The sequence below is a fragment of the Shewanella sp. N2AIL genome, from assembly GCF_022690845.1.
GTDB lineage: Bacteria > Pseudomonadota > Gammaproteobacteria > Enterobacterales > Shewanellaceae > Shewanella > Shewanella baltica.
The window spans coordinates 53,321-74,216 of the sequence record NZ_JALBYT010000008.1; the positions used below are offsets into that span (position 1 = coordinate 53,321).

18 protein-coding genes are annotated in these 20,896 nt (G+C 48.0%); 15 read left to right on the forward strand and 3 right to left on the reverse strand.

Annotated elements, in window-relative coordinates; all coding sequences use genetic code 11:
- Positions 1-451 precede the first annotated feature (451 nt).
- Positions 452-1,198 carry a TorF family putative porin gene (locus tag MO387_RS06870; RefSeq protein ID WP_011845425.1) on the forward strand — a complete coding sequence of 249 codons (747 nt, stop codon included), beginning with the start codon at positions 452-454 and terminating at the stop codon, positions 1,196-1,198.
- A gap of 133 nt (positions 1,199-1,331) precedes the next feature.
- On the opposite strand, the gene MO387_RS06875 is transcribed toward MO387_RS06870, so the two are convergent.
- Positions 1,332-2,021: a DNA-3-methyladenine glycosylase I gene (locus tag MO387_RS06875; protein ID WP_107949957.1), complete on the reverse strand. Its 690-nt coding sequence runs from the start codon at positions 2,019-2,021 to the stop codon at positions 1,332-1,334.
- Positions 2,022-2,228: 207 nt separating this feature from the next.
- Between MO387_RS06875 and MO387_RS06880 the strand changes: the two genes are divergently transcribed.
- Positions 2,229-2,876, forward strand: coding sequence for a glutathione S-transferase N-terminal domain-containing protein (locus tag MO387_RS06880; protein ID WP_006084668.1), 648 nt, complete (start codon positions 2,229-2,231; stop codon positions 2,874-2,876).
- A gap of 24 nt (positions 2,877-2,900) precedes the next feature.
- Here MO387_RS06880 and MO387_RS06885 read toward each other — a convergent pair whose 3' ends face one another.
- Together MO387_RS06885 and prlC are read right to left on the reverse strand one after the other, a co-directional pair.
- Complete coding sequence (locus tag MO387_RS06885; RefSeq protein ID WP_107949960.1) at positions 2,901-3,431, reverse strand: thioesterase family protein; 531 nt, start codon at positions 3,429-3,431, stop codon at positions 2,901-2,903.
- Between the two features lie 184 nt (positions 3,432-3,615).
- Positions 3,616-5,655, reverse strand: coding sequence for an oligopeptidase A (prlC, locus tag MO387_RS06890; protein ID WP_107949962.1), 2,040 nt, complete (start codon positions 5,653-5,655; stop codon positions 3,616-3,618).
- 268 nt (positions 5,656-5,923) lie between these two features.
- On the opposite strand from prlC, the gene MO387_RS06895 reads away from it, so the two are divergent.
- From MO387_RS06895 to MO387_RS06955, 13 genes are all read left to right on the forward strand, one after another.
- On the forward strand, positions 5,924-6,715 hold the full coding sequence (locus MO387_RS06895; RefSeq protein WP_107949964.1) for a hypothetical protein: 792 nt from the start codon (positions 5,924-5,926) through the stop codon (positions 6,713-6,715).
- Between the two features lie 152 nt (positions 6,716-6,867).
- On the forward strand, positions 6,868-7,431 hold the full coding sequence (locus tag MO387_RS06900) for a hypothetical protein (protein WP_107949966.1): 564 nt from the start codon (positions 6,868-6,870) through the stop codon (positions 7,429-7,431).
- Positions 7,432-7,610: 179 nt separating this feature from the next.
- The gene (gene gorA, locus MO387_RS06905) at positions 7,611-8,966 is read left to right on the forward strand and encodes a glutathione-disulfide reductase (protein ID WP_107949968.1); all 1,356 of its coding nucleotides are present in this window, start codon (positions 7,611-7,613) and stop codon (positions 8,964-8,966) included.
- A gap of 181 nt (positions 8,967-9,147) precedes the next feature.
- Positions 9,148-9,348 carry a DUF1656 domain-containing protein gene (locus MO387_RS06910; RefSeq protein ID WP_006079439.1) on the forward strand — a complete coding sequence of 67 codons (201 nt, stop codon included), beginning with the start codon at positions 9,148-9,150 and terminating at the stop codon, positions 9,346-9,348.
- Between the two features lie 6 nt (positions 9,349-9,354).
- Positions 9,355-10,218 carry an HlyD family secretion protein gene (locus tag MO387_RS06915; RefSeq protein WP_006084695.1) on the forward strand — a complete coding sequence of 288 codons (864 nt, stop codon included), beginning with the start codon at positions 9,355-9,357 and terminating at the stop codon, positions 10,216-10,218.
- A 5-nt stretch (positions 10,219-10,223) separates the two neighbouring features.
- Complete coding sequence (locus tag MO387_RS06920) at positions 10,224-12,296, forward strand: FUSC family protein (RefSeq protein ID WP_242326147.1); 2,073 nt, start codon at positions 10,224-10,226, stop codon at positions 12,294-12,296.
- Positions 12,297-12,459: 163 nt separating this feature from the next.
- Positions 12,460-12,636 (forward strand): hypothetical protein, encoded by a 177-nt coding sequence (locus tag MO387_RS06925; RefSeq protein WP_006079436.1) that lies wholly within the window; start codon positions 12,460-12,462, stop codon positions 12,634-12,636.
- A 3-nt stretch (positions 12,637-12,639) separates the two neighbouring features.
- Entirely contained in the window at positions 12,640-14,136 is a 1,497-nt protein-coding gene (gene putP, locus MO387_RS06930; protein ID WP_012090617.1) for a sodium/proline symporter PutP, read from the forward strand.
- Between the two features lie 11 nt (positions 14,137-14,147).
- On the forward strand, positions 14,148-15,248 hold the full coding sequence (gene proB, locus MO387_RS06935; RefSeq protein WP_107949973.1) for a glutamate 5-kinase: 1,101 nt from the start codon (positions 14,148-14,150) through the stop codon (positions 15,246-15,248).
- A gap of 48 nt (positions 15,249-15,296) precedes the next feature.
- Complete coding sequence (locus MO387_RS06940) at positions 15,297-16,544, forward strand: glutamate-5-semialdehyde dehydrogenase (RefSeq protein WP_107949975.1); 1,248 nt, start codon at positions 15,297-15,299, stop codon at positions 16,542-16,544.
- Between the two features lie 402 nt (positions 16,545-16,946).
- Positions 16,947-19,133 carry a TonB-dependent siderophore receptor gene (locus tag MO387_RS06945; RefSeq protein ID WP_107949978.1) on the forward strand — a complete coding sequence of 729 codons (2,187 nt, stop codon included), beginning with the start codon at positions 16,947-16,949 and terminating at the stop codon, positions 19,131-19,133.
- Between the two features lie 40 nt (positions 19,134-19,173).
- Positions 19,174-19,815 (forward strand): nickel transporter, encoded by a 642-nt coding sequence (locus tag MO387_RS06950; protein WP_107949980.1) that lies wholly within the window; start codon positions 19,174-19,176, stop codon positions 19,813-19,815.
- 27 nt (positions 19,816-19,842) lie between these two features.
- A complete protein-coding gene (locus MO387_RS06955; protein ID WP_107949983.1) occupies positions 19,843-20,892 on the forward strand; it encodes an efflux RND transporter periplasmic adaptor subunit in 1,050 nt (349 codons plus the stop codon).
- Positions 20,893-20,896: the final 4 nt, after the last annotated feature.

Sequence of the window (20,896 nt, forward strand, 5' to 3'; positions counted from 1 at the left end):
ATCAAGACTGACAATACCGAAAGAGAGTAAGCAAGGAATTGGCTTCAGACTGCCTGCGCGTAAAAAGCATCATTTAGCGGATTAATGTGCAGTTTGTTACCTCAGACATATGGCCGAAATACGGCGCCAATGGTTTGAGTCAAACCCACAACAATAAAAGTAACCGTCTCAAATTATACTGAGCGGGTTATTTTAGTGGTTAGCCATAGGCGGAGCAAACCCGAAATCCAGTTTAATACCCCATTAAATGAAACTCAGACTCCCACAATTAACACTTCTTTAATGACGAATATTGCTTACAAAGCTAAAAATTCCTCGCTTAAAAACGCATTTGTTCATATTCATTCACATATTTTCGTGATTGGTTCATTCCAAGCATCACGGCTATTCACAAGTTATTTTTACGATAATGGTGCGCTAACAACTCCCAATAATTTGAAATAATTTTGAGATGATGATTATGAAGACTCGCACTAAATTTCTGCTCAGTGGGGCGTTACTTTCCCTTGCTATGACTGCTCAAGCGGCCGATGACAACCAGCTCTTTGGCGGTACGATTAATGCCAATGTTAACTTTGCCTCCGATTATGTGTTCCGCGGTGAATCTGAAACCTTAGACGGCGATATCCCCGTAGTGCAAGGCACCTTAAGCTGGAATCACAATGAAGGTTGGTATGCTGGGGTATTTAGCTCCAACATTAAGTTTGCCGATCCTAATTTAGAGATCGTTACCGCGCCTTTTATCGGCAAAGCCGGTGAATTTGGCGACTCAGGATTTACCTATGATGTGATGCTGTTTTCATACCTCTACCCAGGTGCATCCTATTCAAACTACACAGAACTCTGGCTCAAAGTGGGCAAACAGTTTGGCCGCGCCAATCTGCAATTAGAAGTCACACCCACAGTCGATGACTGGTTTGGTGTCGATGGCTGGCACGGCGTGAACTATGCCTTGCACCCAAGCTACAACTTCGATAATGGCGTAAAAATCTCAGGCTCTGTCGGTTATCAAGACTTGAGCGGTGAAGGTGCCGAAGGTTGGGGACACTGGAACTTAGGTCTAAGCAAAGTATTCTACGGGTTGAATTTTGATGTCCGTTACCACGGCAGCACAGTGGATACCGATCACAAGGTCTATGGCACTCAGACTGAAATCTTCGATGACAGATTTGTCGTGGGTATCAGCAAAAGTTTCTAAGTGTAGTTCGTCGCGTTACCCGCTCATCCGCTGCTTCCCTGCGGCACTCCAGTGGCTTGATGAATAGAGCCTTGACCAGCCACCGCGGCTGGTCTTTTTTATGTTGCACTTACATATGCTAAATCTAAATATCCTAAATTCGATTATCCCCCACGCTACAAGCCAAAATACGGCTGATGTCGGCCAAACAACGACCCGATTCCTGTTGCCACTGATTGAATACGGCTTGCACTTGTTTAAGCGCTGTCTGCGACGTAAAACCCGCATCAACTAACTTGTGCGCTTTAAAATAACCTTGCACATCATCGGTTAACAAGAAGGTATCTTTGCCAATGCCGCGCAGAAAATAAGGACCTGTGTTGCCGCCCAGTCGGGTACCGCGTTTCTTTAACAGTGCCCATAAACCGATAATATCCTGCGTCGGCCAAGCGGCGATCAGCTGCGCCAAGCTGCCATGTTCGCGAGCAACATCGTGGATCATTAAGGCGTTGTCATAAATGGCTTGGGTCTTTTTTAGATGGCGGATCAGTGTCACATCACTCGCCCGCGCTTGAATTTGTTCAGGGGATAACATCAACACTTTATGCGGTTCAAACCCGAAGAATGACTTCTCATATTCAGGCCATTTATTAACAACCACCCGCCATACAAAACCACTTTGAAACACCTGACGGCTCATCGCTGACAATAATTCAGCATCACGATACTGGCGAATTTCATCATCGGACAGGCAGCCAGACAACAAGGCTTCGAGTCCCGCAGCCCCGCCTTTGCGCTCACTGGCTCTGGCATAAATAGATGAAAAACGCTCTAACTGGCTCATATTATTACCTTTAAAATGATTAAATCCCGACACTTTTAATATGTCGTTAATAATACCGATTTTTATCCTTGATGGATCATTTGGCTTTGCCGCTAAAAATTGTGTTTATCCCTGCATTTTTTAGAAAAACTCTTACAGCAAGCACCTTAATTACGACTAAAGTTAAGGCGTAAAGTCAGTAAAATTCAGGGTTTGGAGTTAGTGCCTATGGAGCTTTTTTATCACCCCTTATCTCGCTATTCACAAAAGGTGCTGATCGCACTTTATGAAAAGCAGGCCAATTTCTATCCCAGAATCATAGATCTGCGCGACCCTTTTTCACGCAAGGAATTTCACCAAACCTATCCGCAGGCGAGAGTTCCCCTGCTCAAAACCCACGATGAGCTGCTTGTTCCCGAATCCAGCATTATTATTGAATACTTAGATAGGCATTTTAATAACAGTACCCAGCTGCTGCCCCAAGAACCGCAACGCAACTTACAGGTACGTTTGTTCGATCGCATCATAGACAATGATATTAATAACCCATTATTTCAATTAGAAAAGTTGAAGCATACCGAGGACAGCAACGAGTTCGAAATCAAACAATTAGAGAAACAACTACTGGCCCAGTTTCAACGCTTAGACACGCAACTCACGCAACACCATTGGGTTTGTGGCGACAGTTTTACCTTAGCCGACTGCGCCCTAATCCCTTGTTTAAGTTATAGCTTTCAACACTTAAATCTATTGGATTTGGATGAAATCGTGCGCTATTGGCAGCAGGCACAATTGCGCGGCGCTTGGATGTTAGTACAAGAAGAGGTGTTGCTGGCTGAAATGGAGGAAACGGCGGGAATAAGAGGCATACCTTAGCGGGTAAGTCATGCCTCAACAAGATCACATATTGCGTTCTTTCTTCAACTGCAAAAACGCTTTCCACTTCACGACTTCGGGCGGCAACTCGGGTGCAGCATCGGTATAACCCGCCTCTTTTACTAACACATCTAGCGGCACTTGCTTACCTTTGCACACGAACACGCCGCGCACATGCACGATACAATGCAGGCCACGTTCGCTCACAAAGCGTTGTTCAATATAGAAATACTTCTCATCCCAACCGACGACTTTGGTTTCAATTTCAAAGGTTTTTAGCGGCTTGATATCGCGAATATAGGTAAACTCGGCGGCGTTAACTATCGGCATCCACTCCAACTTTAAGAAACGTTTCAGCAGACCCATCTCGGCCAACATATAAGTCCGCGCCAGATCCATAAACGCGGGATAGCGGGAGTTAGTCAGATGGAAATTGATATCGCAATCACTCGGTAAAGCACGATAAGTGATACGGCTTGTCCCTAGAAAATCGATCTTACGGCAGTAGCGCGTGCGCCAAAATAACAACCAAAACAAACGAAAATACAGATTCATAACGAGTCGCCCTTGGAATAAGAGCCACAGGCTAACAGAGGTCATACCACAGGGCAAGCGGGACCTATGTCACAAAAAAGGCGTCAGATGACGCCTTTTTATCGTTTAGCAAAACTAAATGCTCAGAGAAAATCAGCCCGTTATAATGGGCTGATTTATCAAGGTGAACAATTGCTTATCTAGCTTATGCAGCAATACCTGAATGTCTTAACAAGGCATCGATATTAGGCTCGCGTCCCATGAACTGTTTGAACAAGTCCATAGGTTCGGCTGAGCCACCCATTTCGAGGATATTGTGCAGGAAACGACGACCCGTTTCAGGGTTGAAAATCCCTTCCTCTTCGAAGCGGGAAAACGCATCCGCCGACAGCACTTCTGCCCATTTATAGCTGTAATAACCCGCAGCATAACCGCCCGCAAAAATGTGGGCAAAACCATGTTGGAAACGGTTAAAGTCTGGCGGCGTTAATACGGCTACCTGACGACGCACTTCGTCTAAGGTTTCTTGAATGCGTGCGCCTTTAGCGGGGTCGTATTCGTGGTGCATTCTAAAATCGAATAGCGAGAACTCGAGTTGGCGCAGCATCATCATGCCGGATTGGAAGTTTTTCGCCGCCAGCATCTTATCTAACAAGGCTTTAGGTAATGGCTCACCCGTTTCGAAGTGACCAGAAATTTCGGCCAAGGCTTCTTCCTGCCAGCACCAGTTTTCCATAAATTGGCTCGGTAACTCGACCGCATCCCAAGGTACACCATTGATACCTGACACGCCTGCAACATCGATTTTGGTCAGCATGTGGTGGATACCATGGCCAAATTCGTGGAACAGGGTCGTCACTTCATCGTGGGTAAATAACGCAGGTTTACCATCGACCGGACCATTAAAGTTACAGGTCAAATAGGCCACTGGCTTTTGCAATCCATCGGCGGTTTGACGGCGCACACGGCAGTCATCCATCCAAGCACCGCCACGTTTACCTGTACGGGCATATAAGTCGAGGTAAAAACTGCCTCTGTGTTCGTCAGTTTCGTCGAAAATATCGAAGAAACGCACGTCTTTATGCCAACGATCAAGGTCTTTTTGCTCAACGATTTTAAGGCCGAACAAACGCGAGACTGTGTAGAACAAACCCGAGAGCACTTTATCTTCAGGGAAGTAAGGACGCAGGATTTCCTGTGAAATCTCATACTTGTGCTGCTGCAACTTCTCGGCATAGAAACTTAAGTCCCAAGATGCCATTTCGCTCACGCCGTATTCCGTCTCGGCAAACGCTCTCAGCTCGGCCAATTCAGCTTTAGCCTGATCCTTTGAGCGCAGCGCTAGCTCATTTAAAAATGCCATCACCTGCGCCGGCGTTTCAGCCATTTTCGTCGCTAGGGATTTGTCGGCAAAACTGTCAAAACCGAGTAACAATGCGAGTTCGTGGCGCAGCGCTAGGATTTCGTCCATCAGCGGGCTGTTATCAAACTCGCCAGCATTAGGGCCTTGATCTGAAGCGCGAGTAACGAAGGCGCGGTAACACTCTTCCCGAAGACTGCGGTTTTCGCTGTAAGTCATGACAGGTAAATAAGAAGGGAAATCTAAGGTAAACAACCAACCGTCTAACTCACGCGCATCGGCCATCGCCTTAGCGGCGGCTTTGGCAGACTCTGGCAGGCCAGCAAGTTCCGCTTCATCCGTGATTAACTTAGTCCAAGCTTGAGTCGCATCCAGTAATTGATTCGAAAAGCCACTGGTGAGTTCAGAAAGACGTTTAACCATTTCGCCATAACGCACTTTTTGCGCGTCATCTAAGCCAATACCCGATAGTTCAAAATCGCGCAAGCTGTGTTCAATCACCTTCTGCTGGGCTTGGCTTAACTGTGTAAATTCATTCGATGCACGCAAGGCTTTATAGGCTTGATACAAACCTTGGTGTTGACCAACATAGGTGCCGTATTCCGACAATAGCGGCAAACAAGCATCATGAGCAGCGCGCCATTCATCGGTGCTGGTCACTGAATTCATGTGAGAAACGGGCGACCAAATTTGGCTCAGTTCATCGTCAACCTGTTCTAGTGGCGCGACCAAGTTGTCCCAAGTGTAAGGACCTTGATTCTGCAGCACTTCATCAATCTTAGTGCGGCACTGAGCAATGGCATGCTCAACGGCGACTTGAATATGTTCCGGTTTAATCTGTGAAAAAAGCGGTAATTTTGCGCCGCTAAGCAAAGGGTTGCTCATATTGACTCCTCAACAATCTGTATCACTTATAGATAAGGGCTAACGGGCTATTTATCAAGGCGAGAAAACCGATTGCCCCCTTCGAACGCCTTGCTAACGCTATTTCTGCTTAAAAAAAGTGAACTCGTTCGCATTTAGCATTTACGCTTAATGTACCTAAGCATTATTGTCGGCTTGATCGCAAATCGAATCAATTCGCATTAACACTTATCTATGGGAAAGGTATTCTCGCCCTAACAAACGCATTTCTACCTAAATCAGCAAAAATATGGCAACACACTCAGTAAAACTGATGGCGAGCATCCTCTGTACTTTAGGCATCAACGGCCTTAGCTACAACGCATTCGCCAATGAGAGCCTAGAAAGTATCGAGAGCATTTCAAGCGCCGGATTGCCCAGCCAGAATAGCCAAGCCTTAGCTGTAACACTGGATTTAGGGTGGGACAGTCAATACGTCTCACAGGGTCGCAATAATCTGCAAGATGGCGGCATCTATTGGCTAAATACCGCAGTCCAGCAAGACAATATCACCGTCTACGCTTTAGTTGGCCGCGGCGATAGCCAAGCCTACACTGAGTGGAATATCGGCCTTGAATATGGGTTTGATGTGGCCGAAAACCTAGAGGCTAATGTGGGCTATCAACGCATTGAAGGCTACAGCGATAGCCGTTGCCACGATAACGAGCTATTTGCCGAACTCGCTTACACCGCAGAAGCTTGGCTAATACCATCGATGAGTTACGTCTATTCAACCGAAGCTGCGGGTTACTTTGTTGAAGTGAGTTTGCACAGTTATTGGCATGTCACAGATCAACTTAGCCTCACGCCATACATCACTCAAGGGTTTGATTTTAAATACCGCACAGAAGAACACGATGGCCGCAATAACCTGCAATTTGGCCTTGAAGCCAGTTATCAGCTGTCATCCTACATGAGTATCGATGGTCACATCAGCCACAGTATTGCCCAAGGAGATATTGAGCAAGAAGCGATAGCGAATGGCGATATGAGCTCGCAAGATGAGACCTATGCCGGCATCCACTTTGCGATAATGTTTTAACTTCATTCTTAGCGCCGTGTTTTTAGCGCGGTATTACAACCTTCCTCTGTCAATTTATCCCGCTCCATTTGGCAAAATAGCGCTCACTAACTACACTCAAAAAGTCGACGGAACGACTCACCATTCATATCGATTTTACCGAGGAACAGGGAATGTTAGCCCAGCACTTTTATCTCATCCGCACCGCCGTTATTGCCTTACTTCTACTTTATCTCCCGGTCATACACTCGGCTGACGCACGGCAATTACTTGAACTTGAGCCTGAATCTGAACCGAGTCTAGAGTCCTTATTACAATCGACACAAACCGCGCCTTTGCCCCTAGGCACCTTGCTCGACAGTGAGGGCAAACCGATTAATCTGCCTAACCAAGTGCAAAGCAGTTTCGAGTATTCGGCTCCCACTCTCACGCCAGCTGAGCCATACAAAGCCACTAAATCCACTAAAGCCACGCAATCGACCAAAGCCGCTAAGAATAAAAAACTCAGCCGCAAGCAACAACTTGCAAGCCGTGAACACGTAGCCAATGATCCCAACTGCCGCTGGCTCGATAAACGTATGGATCAGTTAGAAGCGCAACTCGGCGGCCAGCAAGATAACACCGCTACGTATCAAGCCGACGAACTCAGCGCCCGCCAAAAGGAATGGCAATGTTTGAAATGTGGCGCAGAAGGTCCAGCTCAAAACGATCACTCTAATTGCCAATATCGCCGCTAGACGGCGACCCGATGAACAGCTGATGCCCAGTTCGGGTAAGTGTAAAGTTCAGGATCTTTTTCAGTCAAAGTACGGTCTTATACGTTAGTCATGCAATGGGCTGGTCTGTTATCGCAAACACCCCTACAATGACCTTCTGCTGTAAAGCATCTCATCCTTGAAGTAAGACGGAGAAACTCATGGCTCAACATTTTGACTATATCTGCCTAGGCGCAGGCAGCGGCGGTATCGCCTCAGCAAACCGAGCGGCAATGCGTGGTGCTAAGGTTCTACTCATCGAAGCCAAACACGTAGGTGGCACCTGTGTAAACGTAGGCTGTGTGCCGAAAAAAGTCATGTGGTATGGCGCCCATGTTGCCGAAGCGATGAACCTTTACGCCAAAGATTATGGTTTCGACGTCACTGTTAATAAATTCGATTGGAATACCTTGGTCGAGAACCGCGAAGCCTACATTGGCCGCATTCATGATGCCTACGGCCGTGGTTTTGCCAACAACAAAGTGACCCTGTTAAATGGCTACGGCCGTTTTGTCGATGGCAACACTATTGAAGTGGACGGCGAACATTACACTGCCGATAACATCCTCATCGCCACTGGCGGCGCGCCGACTATTCCTGATATTCCTGGTGCCGAGCATGGTATCGACTCCGATGGTTTCTTCGCCCTGCGTGAGCAACCAAAACGCGTTGCCGTTGTGGGCGCGGGCTATATCGCCGTTGAAGTCGCTGGCGTGTTACACGCTCTAGGCAGTGAAACTCACTTATTAGTGCGTAAACATGCGCCGCTGCGTAACTTTGACCCCATCTTAGTTGATGCCCTCGTTGAAGCCATGGCGACCGAAGGCCCTACATTGCACACCCATAGCGTACCAAAAGCTGTGGTTAAAAATTCCGATGACAGCCTAACACTGAGCTTAGAAAACGGTGAAGGCATTACTGTCGATTGCCTAATTTGGGCAATTGGCCGTTCACCTGCGACGGGCAATATCGGCTTAGAAAACACCGAAGTGCAAGTAGATAGCAAGGGCTATGTCATCACTGACGAGCAACAAAATACCACTCACAAAGGAATTTACTGTGTCGGCGACATTATGGCGGGCGGCGTAGAGCTCACCCCAGTTGCGGTTAAAGCGGGCCGTTTGTTATCCGAGCGTTTATTTAACGGCATGACAGATGCCAAAATGGATTACAGCCTGATCCCAACCGTCGTGTTCAGCCATCCACCAATCGGCACTATGGGTTTGACCGAACCAGAAGCCCGTACTCACTACGGCGATGATAACGTCAAAGTGTATACCTCGACGTTTACCTCAATGTACACCGCCGTCACGGCCCATCGCCAAGCCTGTAAGATGAAGTTAGTTTGCGCTGGCAAGGACGAAAAAGTCGTCGGTATTCATGGTATTGGTTTTGGTATGGACGAAATCCTCCAAGGTTTCGGCGTCGCTATGAAAATGGGTGCAACTAAGGCCGATTTCGATGCGGTCGTTGCTATCCACCCCACGGGCGCGGAAGAGTTTGTTACCATGAGGTAGAAGTGATTTTCGCTTTGATTTCATCATATTTAGGGCCAGCTAATGCTGGCCCTAATTGATCACAGATAACATAAAATCATTAACTCTCACGCGACTTTCCTATAATCTCGACTGAGTACTTTGCATTTTAAACACATAGCGCGGTTATCGCTGCGCCACTGTAATCGGGATGAATAGCCTAATGCTTAAAGAACTCGCGTTCGATGGTTTGTTATTTAGTCCATTAATTATCTTTATCCCCTTAGCTTTTCTGCTTTCCTGCATCACTCGCTTGGTACTCTATCAAACTGGGCTCTATCACAAGCTGTGGCGCGAAGCTTGGTTCGAAGTTGGGCTGTTTATCTGCTATCTGGCGTTGGTCATTTACTTGCTTGGGAGTTGATTGTTCATGGGAAAAATCTTTCGTATCAGCCTCACCCTCATTGTGGTCGCGGTTGCAGGTATCGCGGGACATTGGATATGGTCGCACTACCTTTATTCTCCTTGGACCCGCGACGGCCGAGTTCGCGCCGAAATCATTACCATAGCGCCAGATGTGTCCGGTTGGGTGAATCAACTGAATGTAAAAGACAATCAAATCGTCAATAAAGGTGATGTGTTGTTCACTGTGGACGATACCCGCTACAAGGCCACGATTGCCGAATTGAATGCCAAAGCGGAAAGCCAAAAATTGGCATGGGAACTGGCAAAACATAAGTACAAACGCCGTATCGGTTTGACCAATGACAACTTGGTCAGCAAAGAAACCTTCGACGAAGCCTTTATCAATACCGAACTGGCAAGAACCAGTTATGAACTCGCACAGGCGCAATTGAATACCGCCAAAATTGACTTAGCGCGGACGCAAATTCACGCTCCCGAAAACGGTACTCTGATCAATTTAAGTCTGCGCAATGGCAACTATGTAAGCAAAGGCAACTCAGTATTTTCGCTGGTCAAACAAGACTCCCTCTATATCACAGGCTATTTTGAAGAAACCAAAATCCCCTTGGTTCACATAGGTCAAAACGCCGATGTTAGCCTGATGAGTGGCGGCCATGTCTTGCATGGCAAAGTGACCAGCATAGGTAAAGCAATCGCTAACACCAATGTCACTACTAATGGACAGTTATTGCCGCAAATCGGCCAAACCTTTAATTGGGTGAGGTTGTCGCAGCGTATTCCGGTCGATATTCAGCTAGATAGCATTCCTAAGGACATAGAGCTGAGCGTCGGCATGACAGTTTCCATCCAGCTACAGACTGACAAATAGTCATTATGACGCTGTTACTGAAGAGTTTATTCTTTCCAGACCGACGAACCCTCATCTTCGCGATTAAGGGCGTGATCTCGATGGCGCTCGCCTTATATGTGGCCATGTTCTTAAATCTAGAACGGCCATATTGGGCGCTGGTGTCGGCGGTATTCCTGCAAATTCGCCCCGAAAGTGGACTCGTGATCGAAAAGGGCTTATGCCAAATCGGCGGCACCTTAGTAGGCGCGCTCGCGGGGATTGCCATACTCAACTGGTTTACGCCCTATCCCGAACTCGCCTTAGGATTACTCGCCTGCTGGATAGGGCTAAATTCTGGGTTGTCGGCCATGGTACGCCAGCAAAACTTTGTCTATGCCTTTGCTATGGCGGGCATGACCGCCTGCTTGATAGTGCTCATTGTGATGGCAAGCCCGAGCACGGCCGATAGCGCAAAAATATTCGATGTGGCGCAGTCGAGGATCAGCGAGATTGTTGTTGGGGCGATATGCGCCGTCTTGGTCAGCTCGCTACTTTGGCCGAGCAAGGTAAAACATAGTCTGCAACTGCATGCTAAAAACACAATTAATCATACGCTTAACTATCTTGCATTAGAACTCGATTTACAGGGGGAACATGCGAGTCGCCATGAACATATCGACACGATTATGGAGTCAGTATCGGCGCTGAGTGACGATTCCAGTGCGGTGATTTATGAAGGCCCCGAAGGACGCGGGCAGAGCCATGCGGCAAACTTTCTCTGCAATAAAACCCTTTCGCTATTGGCGGCAATCCAAATATTTGGCCGGCTGCAACGTAATCATTCCCATCTTGTTAGCGAACCACTCGCGAAATCCTTAGCCAATATGCGCAGTAGTTTTACCTTGATGGCGCAATCCAGTGATTACCAAGAATGCTACAAAATGGCGCGCACCTTGAGGTATCAACTCCAGCAAAACCTGATGCAATACCGCGACCGCGCGCCGTTAGAGACGCGCTTACTCAAAGTCGCGATGGAATTAAGCGCCGATCTGATCATGGTGCTCAAGAGCTACAACGTGCTGACCAGTCACTCTGCGGTGCAGCTCAACGCGCCGCCGATGGAGTTTCACCGAGATCCATTAATAGGCGTTACCACGGGCCTGCGCAGCATGGCGGTGTTTGTCATTGGGGCTTCATTGTGGATTGGCACAGGGTCGAGCGCGGTCCTCATGATGATCCTGCTGCCCGTGGTCTTTTCCATCATGATGGCGCGCCAGCCACTGCCGATGTTAACCACGATTTTGCGCCGCATTCTTGTCGGCATCACTATCGCGGTACCCCTCACAGTGTTTTATGCTTTACCTTTGCTGGCACAGAGTAGCTGCGATTTCGAAATCCTCGTTTTAGTGCTCGCTGGGCCGTTTTTTATTGGCTTACTCGCCTTGGCGAATCGACCGACCTTGCCCTATGGGCTCGGCATTTGCGTGCCGTTTGCTGTGTTAGTGCAGCCCAGCAACACCATTTCATTTGCGATAGAAAACACCGTCAGCAATGCCTTAGCGATTTTTGTTGGCGTTACGGTACTGTATTGGTTGTTTAAATTGATTACCGAACCCAGCCAGCGGTTGATGCAATATCGTCTGCTGCAATCCATCCAAAAAGATCTGGTGCATATCGCGCAGCATGATGATCCTGAGCCTTGGTTTAACGCCCGCATGGGCGATCGACTGCTGCGGATCGCCAGTTATGAAAAAGGCTCGGGCAAGAGTTCGAGGGTATTTACCGATCTGGTGTTTACGGCACTTAATCTGGGCCATGTGTCGATTCGGATTCGGCGCATGTTGCAGGGTATTTCAGATACGCACTTAAACTTAGGCTTAGAAAATGCACTCAACCTCTGGCAACACAATTTAGGTCAGGCATTTATCGCCTGCGCCCACGGACAAGTCGCAGAAGAGTTTAAAATCAGCAGCGAGGCCTTATTACAAGCGCTGGCCCAATGTCCGTTACCCCACGAACAATTCACTATGATTACTGGGATGTTTGAACGCATCACTTTAACCTTCGAACGCACTGCTCACAGTATCGCCGAGCAGAAAAACACCTCAGAAAAATAGTCAGTTCTCAAACTATTTTTCGCCCCAAAAGCCGCTCTTTTACTGCCACCAAAACCATTTAAATCCAATAGAAGCTTGATATTTGGCCGATAAAATGCCTTAATATAGTTAGATCACTAACTATATTGGTGATATAAATTCAGTTATCAACCAAGGAGAAATTATGTCTACGGAGAACCCACCAGAGGAAAATCTCATCTCGCAAGTAGCAAGCTTTACCCGATTACACGCTAAGGAATCAATGCAGTTTATGTGTTTACTTGCAATATTAAGCACCTATCTCTTTGTCATTTTGAAACCGAGTATTATTCAAAATAACAAAGCGTTAGGAGAAAAATAACCAATGAATTACCTCGCTTACATTTCCTTAGCTATCTACTTTATCGTTATGCTCGCCATTGGCTTATTCGCTTACAAAAAATCCACCAGCGATGTGTCAGGCTATATTCTTGGCGGCCGTAAGGTAAGTCCACAGGTCACCGCACTCTCAGCGGGTGCATCTGACATGAGTGGCTGGATGCTAATGGGTCTTCCCGGTGCTATGTTTTTGGTTGGTTTCGAAACCATTTACATCGCACTTGGGCTATTGATTGGTGCTCTAATCAATTACTTGATCGTCGCACCAAAACTTAGGGTTTATACCGAGGTGGCGGACAACGCCCTCACTATCCCGGAGTTTTTTGCTAAACGCTTCGGCAATGCCAACGGCAGTATCCGTATTATTTCGGCCGTGATCATTGTGATCTTCTTTACCTTGTATACCTCAGCAGGTTTAGTGGCTGGCGGTAAATTGTTTGAGTCAGCATTTGGCCTGAACTACGACATAGGTTTAGTCGTCACACTAGCGGTTGTGGTTTCTTATACCCTTTTAGGCGGATTCTTGGCAGTGAGCCTCACTGACTTTGTCCAAGGCTGTATTATGTTTGTCGCCTTAGTCTTAGTTCCTGTCGTGGCATATCAAGAATTTACCAGCGCTGACACTATGTTGAACTTTGCGTATCAGTCGATTCCACACTTCACCGATGCGATGCAAAACGTCACTATGTTAGGGCTTATCTCAAGCTTATCTTGGGGACTCGGTTACTTTGGCCAACCGCATATTATTGTGCGTTTTATGGCGATTCGTTCAGTAGCTGACATTAAAACCGCCAGACACATAGGTATGGGCTGGATGACAGTGACCATTGTGGGTGCACTGGCAACAGGTCTTGTCGGTATCGCTTACGCCAATAAATTTGGTATGAAGCTGACCGATCCTGAAACCATCTTTATCGTGTTTTCTGAGTTGTTGTTCCATCCGATCATTAGTGGCTTCTTACTGGCCGCCATTCTGGCCGCGATCATGAGCACCATTTCATCGCAGCTATTAGTGTCATCAAGCTCACTCACGGAAGATATCTATCGCGTGATTTCGAAGAAAGAATCTACCGAGAAAGACATGGTGAAAATGGGACGCTTTGGCGTAGCAGGCGTAGCAATTGTCGCGAGTCTACTGGCGCTCGACCGCTCTAGCAGTGTGCTATCACTGGTGAGTAATGCATGGGCAGGATTCGGTGCCGCTTTCGGTCCGTTAGTTTTGTTTAGCTTGTATAAAGCGAACCTAACCCACAAAGCCGCGATTGCCGGCATAGTGTCAGGCGCAGCTACAGTGTTGTTTTGGATTTATGCCCCGGTATTGGCAGATGGACAAGCCTTAACCACAGTGGTGTATGAAATGATCCCCGGCTTTGCCGTGAGCAGTGTGGTGATTTGGATAGTCTCGTTACTCGATACTGATCCCTGTGCCAAAACCACTAAATTATTCCATAAGGCTGGCCGTGTTTTAGCCGAAGACAGATGAGGCGCGCAGGTATGACTGACTTACCCTGGAAACGCATTGTCGTTAAGGTAGGTAGTGCCCTGATTGCACCCCACAAACAAGGTTGCAGCAGCCACTACTTACTCGGCATTGCCCAATTTATTACTTATTGTCGTGCCCAAGGGATCCAAGTTGTCTTGGTCTCTTCGGGCTCAGTCGCCGCAGGATGGCATCACTTTGGCGAGGTTGATAAACCCAGCGTCACAGTGAAGAAAGCCATGGCAGCAGCAGGTCAGGCCGATATGATGGCCACATGGAACAAGTTATTTGATTTCCCGACCGCACAGCTACTGTTAACCCACGGTGATTTACGCAACCGAGATCGTTACATCAGTATTAAAGATACTATTTTCAGCCTACTCGAACATGGGCTACTGCCTATCATCAACGAGAACGATGCCGTGACCGCCGACAAGCTCAAAGTTGGCGATAACGATAATCTCTCGGCCATGGTAGCCGCAGCGGCCGATGCCGATACCCTGATTATCTGTTCGGATGTGAATGGGCTTTACACACAAAACCCCCATGAAAATCCCGATGCACAGCTTATCAAGCAGGTGACCGAGATTAATGCCGAGATCTACGCCATGGCAGGCGGCGCCAGCAGTGCCGTTGGTACAGGTGGTATGCGGACTAAGATACAAGCCGCCAAGAAGGCGATTTCCCACGGGATCGAAACCTTTATTATCAATGGTTTTGATGCTGACTCATTCAATCAATTGTTGAAGGGCCAAAACCCAGGAACCTTATTTACCCCCGATGAAAAGCCAATGCAAGATCACTTGCACTGGATGACACATACCTCGCAGGCTCAGGGCGAAGTCATTGTTGAAAATGACTTTAATATCTCCCTCGATCTCCATAGCGAGCAATTGACCAGCGACGATGTCGTTGCCATCAATGGGGACTTTTCTGCCGGTGACACCATTTTAGTACGCAAAGGTGATGGTACTAAATTGGCCAAGGCCAAATCCAATTACAGCAGTTGTTTACTTAGCTTTATTACGGACCAAGACGATCGCGAGTTTGCCAGTGAATTTCAGCAAAAGACTGGACCGATCATTTCCGAGAAAAACATCGCCATTCTCGAATAAGCATCAGCCGAATAAATATGAGCGAGTAAACATCTAAGCGGAGTAAATATGACTTTAATCAAAAACTTATCTCAAGAAGCTGCTAGAGCGGCTCTTATTCTCGCCCAAGTTGACGAACAGCTTAAAAATACTGTACTCCTCGACATGGCGCGTTCATTACGTGAAAAGTCCTACGAAATCCAAAGCGCTAACTTGATTGACCTACACAGAGCAACAGCCGATAACGTTGCCCCTGCAATGCTCGACCGCTTAACGTTAACGCCAGAACGCGTAGAAGCCATGGCAGTAGGGATTGAAACCATCGCTGCCTTGCCCGATCCGATTGGCAATGAACGTTATATTGGTCAACGACCTAACGGCTTATCCATCAGCAAGATGCGCGTGCCATTAGGCGTGGTTTGTATGATTTATGAAGCGCGTCCGAATGTTACCGCCGATGCGGGTGCCCTGTGCTTTAAATCCGGTAATGCCGTGATTTTGCGCGGTGGTAAAGAGGCGCTGCACACCAGCAAAATTATCGCCACCATTTTGCAAAGTGTATTGAAACAGTACGGCTTGCCCGAGGCGTTAATCACAGTAGTGCCCGATCCTGACCGTGCACTGATGTTGGAACTGATGCAGCAACGAGATTATATTGATGTAATCATTCCCCGTGGCGGCGAAGGCTTGATTAACTTTGTGTCTGACAACAGTAAAATCCCAGTGATCCAGCATTTTAAAGGCGTGTGTCATTTATACGTCGATAAAGATGCCGATCTGGATATTGCTTTGGACTTACTGCTCAACGGTAAAACCCAGCGCACAGGCGTGTGTAATGCCCTCGAAGCCCTATTAGTGCACCAAGAAATTGCTTCGCAATTCCTGCCTAAAGTGGCCAAAGCGCTGGCCGAGCATAAGGTTAAAATCAATGCTTGTACCCAATCCGGTGGCTACTTCGAAAACTGTACTTATATGGAAGAAGACGATTTCGGCCAAGAGTATTTAGATCTCGAAATCGCCATTCGCCAAGTCGATCACTTCGACCATGCAATCCAACACATTGCCCGTTTTGGTAGCCAGCACACCGAAGTGATTTGCACCGAAAACGAAGTCACAGCCGCACGCTTCCAACGTGCAGTCGATGCCTCAGTGGTGATGGTCAATGCTTCTTCGCGCTTCTCCGACGGCAGCGAACTCGGTCTTGGCGCCGAAATCGGCATCGCGACCTCTAAGCTACATGCCTACGGCCCAATGGGACTCGAGTCCTTGACCGCTGAGAAGTATTTAGTCTCAGGTACAGGCCAAGTGCGGGCGTAAACCTAAGGTGTAAATCATACTTTTAGGCTTAACAAGTCCGTAGGATTTCGATTCAATTGTAAAGATTAAAGGCCACAGTCGGTAACGACTGTGGCCTTTTTGTTGGCTAAAGGAACTTGAGTCACAACAGCTTCTGTTCCAAGTCGATGCCCTGAAACCGAGTTATAGTAAGGCATGCGCTAAAAGTGAAGCACTCACCGCGACCGCTTATCACAGCTCGCTGACAAACTATTCGCCAATAAGTTACAACCCCGCTTCAACAATTTACACATTGGGCATATTGCATTTATTTTCAACAAACCTATCATGCGATCGATTCTCATTTGCAACTATGTGCTTTATTTGCGCTCAGGATCGCCAATCATCATTTAATCTGAAATCGCCTGAAAGGATTGAAATACCATGCCTCCCCTATCTGTTTTAACGTCATGGCGCTCGCCATTGATCCCTGTACTTCTCAGCACACTCACTTTGACGGTTCAAGCCAATACGGACCCTAAGCAAGATGAGAAAGAAGATACAGAACAGATAGAAAGATTAAACGTAGTAGGAACCTACACCCGAGCGGCAATGAATAGCGCCACGGGTTTGTCTATGTCACTCAAAGAAACCCCGCAAAGCGTCACTTTGATTACCGAAGAGATGATCAGTGATAAAGGTTTGGTCACTATGGAGTCAGTGTTAAATCACACTCCGGGCGTCACTATGGTGGGCGATGCCTCTGAAAATAGTCAGATATTCGTGCGCGGCTATGCACTCGACAGCGGGGTGCAAATTGACGGCTTAATCACCACCTCTTCATCCCATGTTTACAGCGGCTCAATAGATCAAGGTTTAGACCCTGTAATTGCCGAACGGGTTGAAGTATTAAAAGGTGCGGCTGGGATCTTAAGTGGTTTAGGTGAACCTTCTGCCACGGTTAATTTTATTCGCAAACGCCCAACGGATGACACCCGTGCCACGGCAAGTATCAGTTATGGCTCATGGAATACCTATAGACTTGAGGCCGATGTTTCTGGCTGGCTCACGGATTCAGGCAATGTGAAAGGTCGATTCGTCAGTGCGGTGAAGAAAGGCGATTCGTTTATCGACCGCTATCAACGCGATACCACAGTGCTTTATGGCGTAGTTGAAACGAGTCTAGGTACAGATACTAGCTTGTCACTGTTTGCGGACTATCAAAAATCACAAACCGACGGTGTGTATAACTGGAACTCTAATCCTGCATTTTATACCGATGGCACAGCTGTCGAGTTCGGCCGCAGTTATTCCAGCTCACAGGACTGGACCCATTGGGACGTGACCCAAAAAAGTCTCATGGCCGAATTTAAACATAGATTCGATAACGACTGGTCACTCGTCAGTGCCTATCGTATTGCTAACGCCACCATAGATGCATTGGCCTTTTACCCTGGCGACAACATAGTGAAATCAACCGGCGAGTTTGTCGGCCCTTGGGGCGATACCTATGCCGCCCAACATGATCGCGAGTCAGATACCAACAGTTTCAACCTGTATGCAACGGGTAACTTCGACTTACTCGGCCGTGAACATAGCGCTGTGATCGGTTTTAACTACGGTGACAACGAGTTCGATAACATCAACACTGAATCTGGACGCCAACGTCGCTATAACGTCGCGGATCAGGGCAATTACCCCAAGCCTAATATTCCTAATTCACCCACCAATGGCCAAACCAATGAGCAAAGCCAATCGGGTGTTTACGGCACAGTCCGTGTCAATCTGTTGGATTCCCTGAAGTTAATGGTCGGCGGACGCGTGAGTAACTGGTCCTACGAAAAACATGATCTCGTGGGCAATAGCACAGATGCGACCATGGAAAAAACCGGCATTTTCATCCCCTACTATGGCCTAGTCTACGATGTGACCGAACAAATCTCTGTCTATGCCAGCCGTACTGAAATCTTCAAACCTGGCACCTATTTTGGTGAAGATGGCCAACTGCTCGAACCCGCAGAAGGCACCAACGTCGAAGGCGGCATCAAGGTCGCACTGTTCGATGACACACTCAATATGTCAGCGGCCATCTACGAAACCAATAAAGACAACGAACCCGAATATGCGGGTAAAGGTCAGCTCCCTTCTGGGGATTCTATCTACGAAAGTGTGGATGGCATTACCACTAAAGGCTACGAGTTAGAAATTGCCGGACGGCTTACCGACTTATGGGATATCAGTGGCGGTTATACCCATAACGACGCGGAAGATGAAGATGGCCTACGTCGTCAAACTTATCTACCCGAAGATATTTTCAAACTCACCACTAAATATAACTTTGAAGACATTCTGCCGGGCATTACTGCGGGCGCAAGCTGGCGCTGGCAGAGCAGCACTTTCTATCAAGGCACTATTTATGGCGTCGATGGCGCGCCGAATGTGGCTTATCGCCAAACACAATCAGCCTACTCACTCGTCGACTTAATGTTTGGCTACCAAATAACACCGTCGATTTCGATGCAAGTGAACATTAACAATATTTTCGACAAAAACTATAACCGCTCACTCTGGGGTTACGCAGACTTTGGCGAGCCACGTAATGCCACGCTGTCACTACGTTGGACACTGTAAAAATTTGCACGCTACCCTAAACAACATTAAGGATAATTATATGAAACAAGCATTTGCAATACTCACTTTACTCGGCGGAATCGCCTTTTCGGCTCAAGCGCATGAAGTGTGGCTTGAGCGTAATACCGATGGTTCGGTTAAAGTGCAATTTGGCGAACCGGGTTCAGAGCAAGCTTCGGCAGAAGAGTTAGCATCCTTAAGCGCGGCGCGTATTTTCGCCGCCAATGCCAAGACACCGTTAACCGCCACAGCGCAGGCCGATCATCTACTGGTCAAAACCCAAGATAGCAAGAGTGACATCAGTTTCTATGCCGATACCGCGTGGCAACCATGGAAAACTGAGACCGGACTACAGGCCGCAATACTCTACGCTCGCACGGGACAAGAACACACCAAAGCGCTGCAAGATTTTGAATTTACGCCAGTAAAGTCAGGCGCTCCCGAGTTTGTGCTTAGCTATAAAGGCGCGCCACTGGTGAACCATTCAGTGCAAGTGTATCGCCCCGGTTTTTGGAGCAAGTCTTTCACTACCGATGCCCAAGGTAAATTCGCCCTCGATACCCCAGATGCAGGCCGCTACTTGCTCGTCAGCAACCACACCACAGAAGGCAAACAAACACTGGCTGGCAACGAGGTTGATAGCGTTTTACACATCACCACCACGAGTTTTATCACTCAGTAACAATCTTAATAGTGAGATGGAGTTAACGTGCGGTATTTAATGATAGGTTTATACCTGCTGTGTTTTGCAGTCCACGCAAGCGCAGTACCTGTAACAGTCGCCTTGCCCCAAACGGGCAGCACCAATGAACTGTTGCCACTCAGTGGCTCCATTAAATCCGCACGGGTGGCTCGCTTATCGGCACGTACCAATGGCTTAGTCGCCAAAGTGCTGGTCGATGCGGGCTCGCAAGTCCGCGCAGGCCAGCCTTTACTCGCACTCGACGATACCTTAGCCGTACATCAATTAGCACAGCGTCAAGCCGATGTAATAGCCGCTAAGACCATGCTGGCAGAAAAGCAGCGACTCCTCACCGAGGCGCAAACACTCAGCGCTCAGCAGTTATTCCCCGAAACAGAGCGCGCGATTCGCCAAGCGGCGTTAACCGAGGCCGAAGCCAATCTGCAGAGTTTAACGGCAGCACTCGCACACCAAAAAGAGGTAGTCGCCCGCCACCAACTGATGGCGCCGTTTGCAGGGGTGATCTCCAGCAAACAAACTGAAACCGGTGAATGGGTTAATGTCGGCACTGAAATCTTCACCTTAGTATCCCAAGAACAGCTCTGGCTCGACATTCAAGTGCCGCAGGAAATGTTCCAAAGCGTAGCCACTGCGACTCACGTTGACATTTCCGCCGACATGCTGCCTGAACAAGCGTTTATCGGCCATGTGAGTGCCCTTGTCCCTGTGAGCGACCACAATGCTCGCAGCTTCTTAGTACGCTTGACCATTCCCGAAGCGGATGGACTTTTGATGCCCGGCACATCGGCCACCGCCACCTTCCACTTACAGCGGGCGCAACACAGTGTTGTCGTGCCGCAAGATGCGCTAGTCCGTCACCCCGACGGCCAGTTCAGTGTCTTTACCGTGCAAAACAACATAGCCCAACGGCATACCGTTCAAGTGGGCCATACGAGCGCCATCGGGATTGAAATCCTCAGCCCATTACCTAAAGATGCGCCCGTGGTGATCCGCGGTAACGAGAGCCTACAAGACCAACAGCCAGTCTCTGTACTCAACTCTGCAGTAGGAGGTTAGTGGG

Coding starts and splice junctions, on each gene's coding strand:
- MO387_RS06870 (WP_011845425.1), top strand. CDS start 452: ATGATGATTATGAAGACTCGCACTAAATTTCTGCTCAGTGGGGCGTTA.
- MO387_RS06875 (WP_107949957.1), bottom strand. CDS start 2,021: ATGAGCCAGTTAGAGCGTTTTTCATCTATTTATGCCAGAGCCAGTGAG.
- MO387_RS06880 (WP_006084668.1), top strand. CDS start 2,229: ATGGAGCTTTTTTATCACCCCTTATCTCGCTATTCACAAAAGGTGCTG.
- MO387_RS06885 (WP_107949960.1), bottom strand. CDS start 3,431: ATGAATCTGTATTTTCGTTTGTTTTGGTTGTTATTTTGGCGCACGCGC.
- prlC (WP_107949962.1), bottom strand. CDS start 5,655: ATGAGCAACCCTTTGCTTAGCGGCGCAAAATTACCGCTTTTTTCACAG.
- MO387_RS06895 (WP_107949964.1), top strand. CDS start 5,924: ATGGCAACACACTCAGTAAAACTGATGGCGAGCATCCTCTGTACTTTA.
- MO387_RS06900 (WP_107949966.1), top strand. CDS start 6,868: ATGTTAGCCCAGCACTTTTATCTCATCCGCACCGCCGTTATTGCCTTA.
- gorA (WP_107949968.1), top strand. CDS start 7,611: ATGGCTCAACATTTTGACTATATCTGCCTAGGCGCAGGCAGCGGCGGT.
- MO387_RS06910 (WP_006079439.1), top strand. CDS start 9,148: ATGCTTAAAGAACTCGCGTTCGATGGTTTGTTATTTAGTCCATTAATT.
- MO387_RS06915 (WP_006084695.1), top strand. CDS start 9,355: ATGGGAAAAATCTTTCGTATCAGCCTCACCCTCATTGTGGTCGCGGTT.
- MO387_RS06920 (WP_242326147.1), top strand. CDS start 10,224: ATGACGCTGTTACTGAAGAGTTTATTCTTTCCAGACCGACGAACCCTC.
- MO387_RS06925 (WP_006079436.1), top strand. CDS start 12,460: ATGTCTACGGAGAACCCACCAGAGGAAAATCTCATCTCGCAAGTAGCA.
- putP (WP_012090617.1), top strand. CDS start 12,640: ATGAATTACCTCGCTTACATTTCCTTAGCTATCTACTTTATCGTTATG.
- proB (WP_107949973.1), top strand. CDS start 14,148: ATGACTGACTTACCCTGGAAACGCATTGTCGTTAAGGTAGGTAGTGCC.
- MO387_RS06940 (WP_107949975.1), top strand. CDS start 15,297: ATGACTTTAATCAAAAACTTATCTCAAGAAGCTGCTAGAGCGGCTCTT.
- MO387_RS06945 (WP_107949978.1), top strand. CDS start 16,947: ATGCCTCCCCTATCTGTTTTAACGTCATGGCGCTCGCCATTGATCCCT.
- MO387_RS06950 (WP_107949980.1), top strand. CDS start 19,174: ATGAAACAAGCATTTGCAATACTCACTTTACTCGGCGGAATCGCCTTT.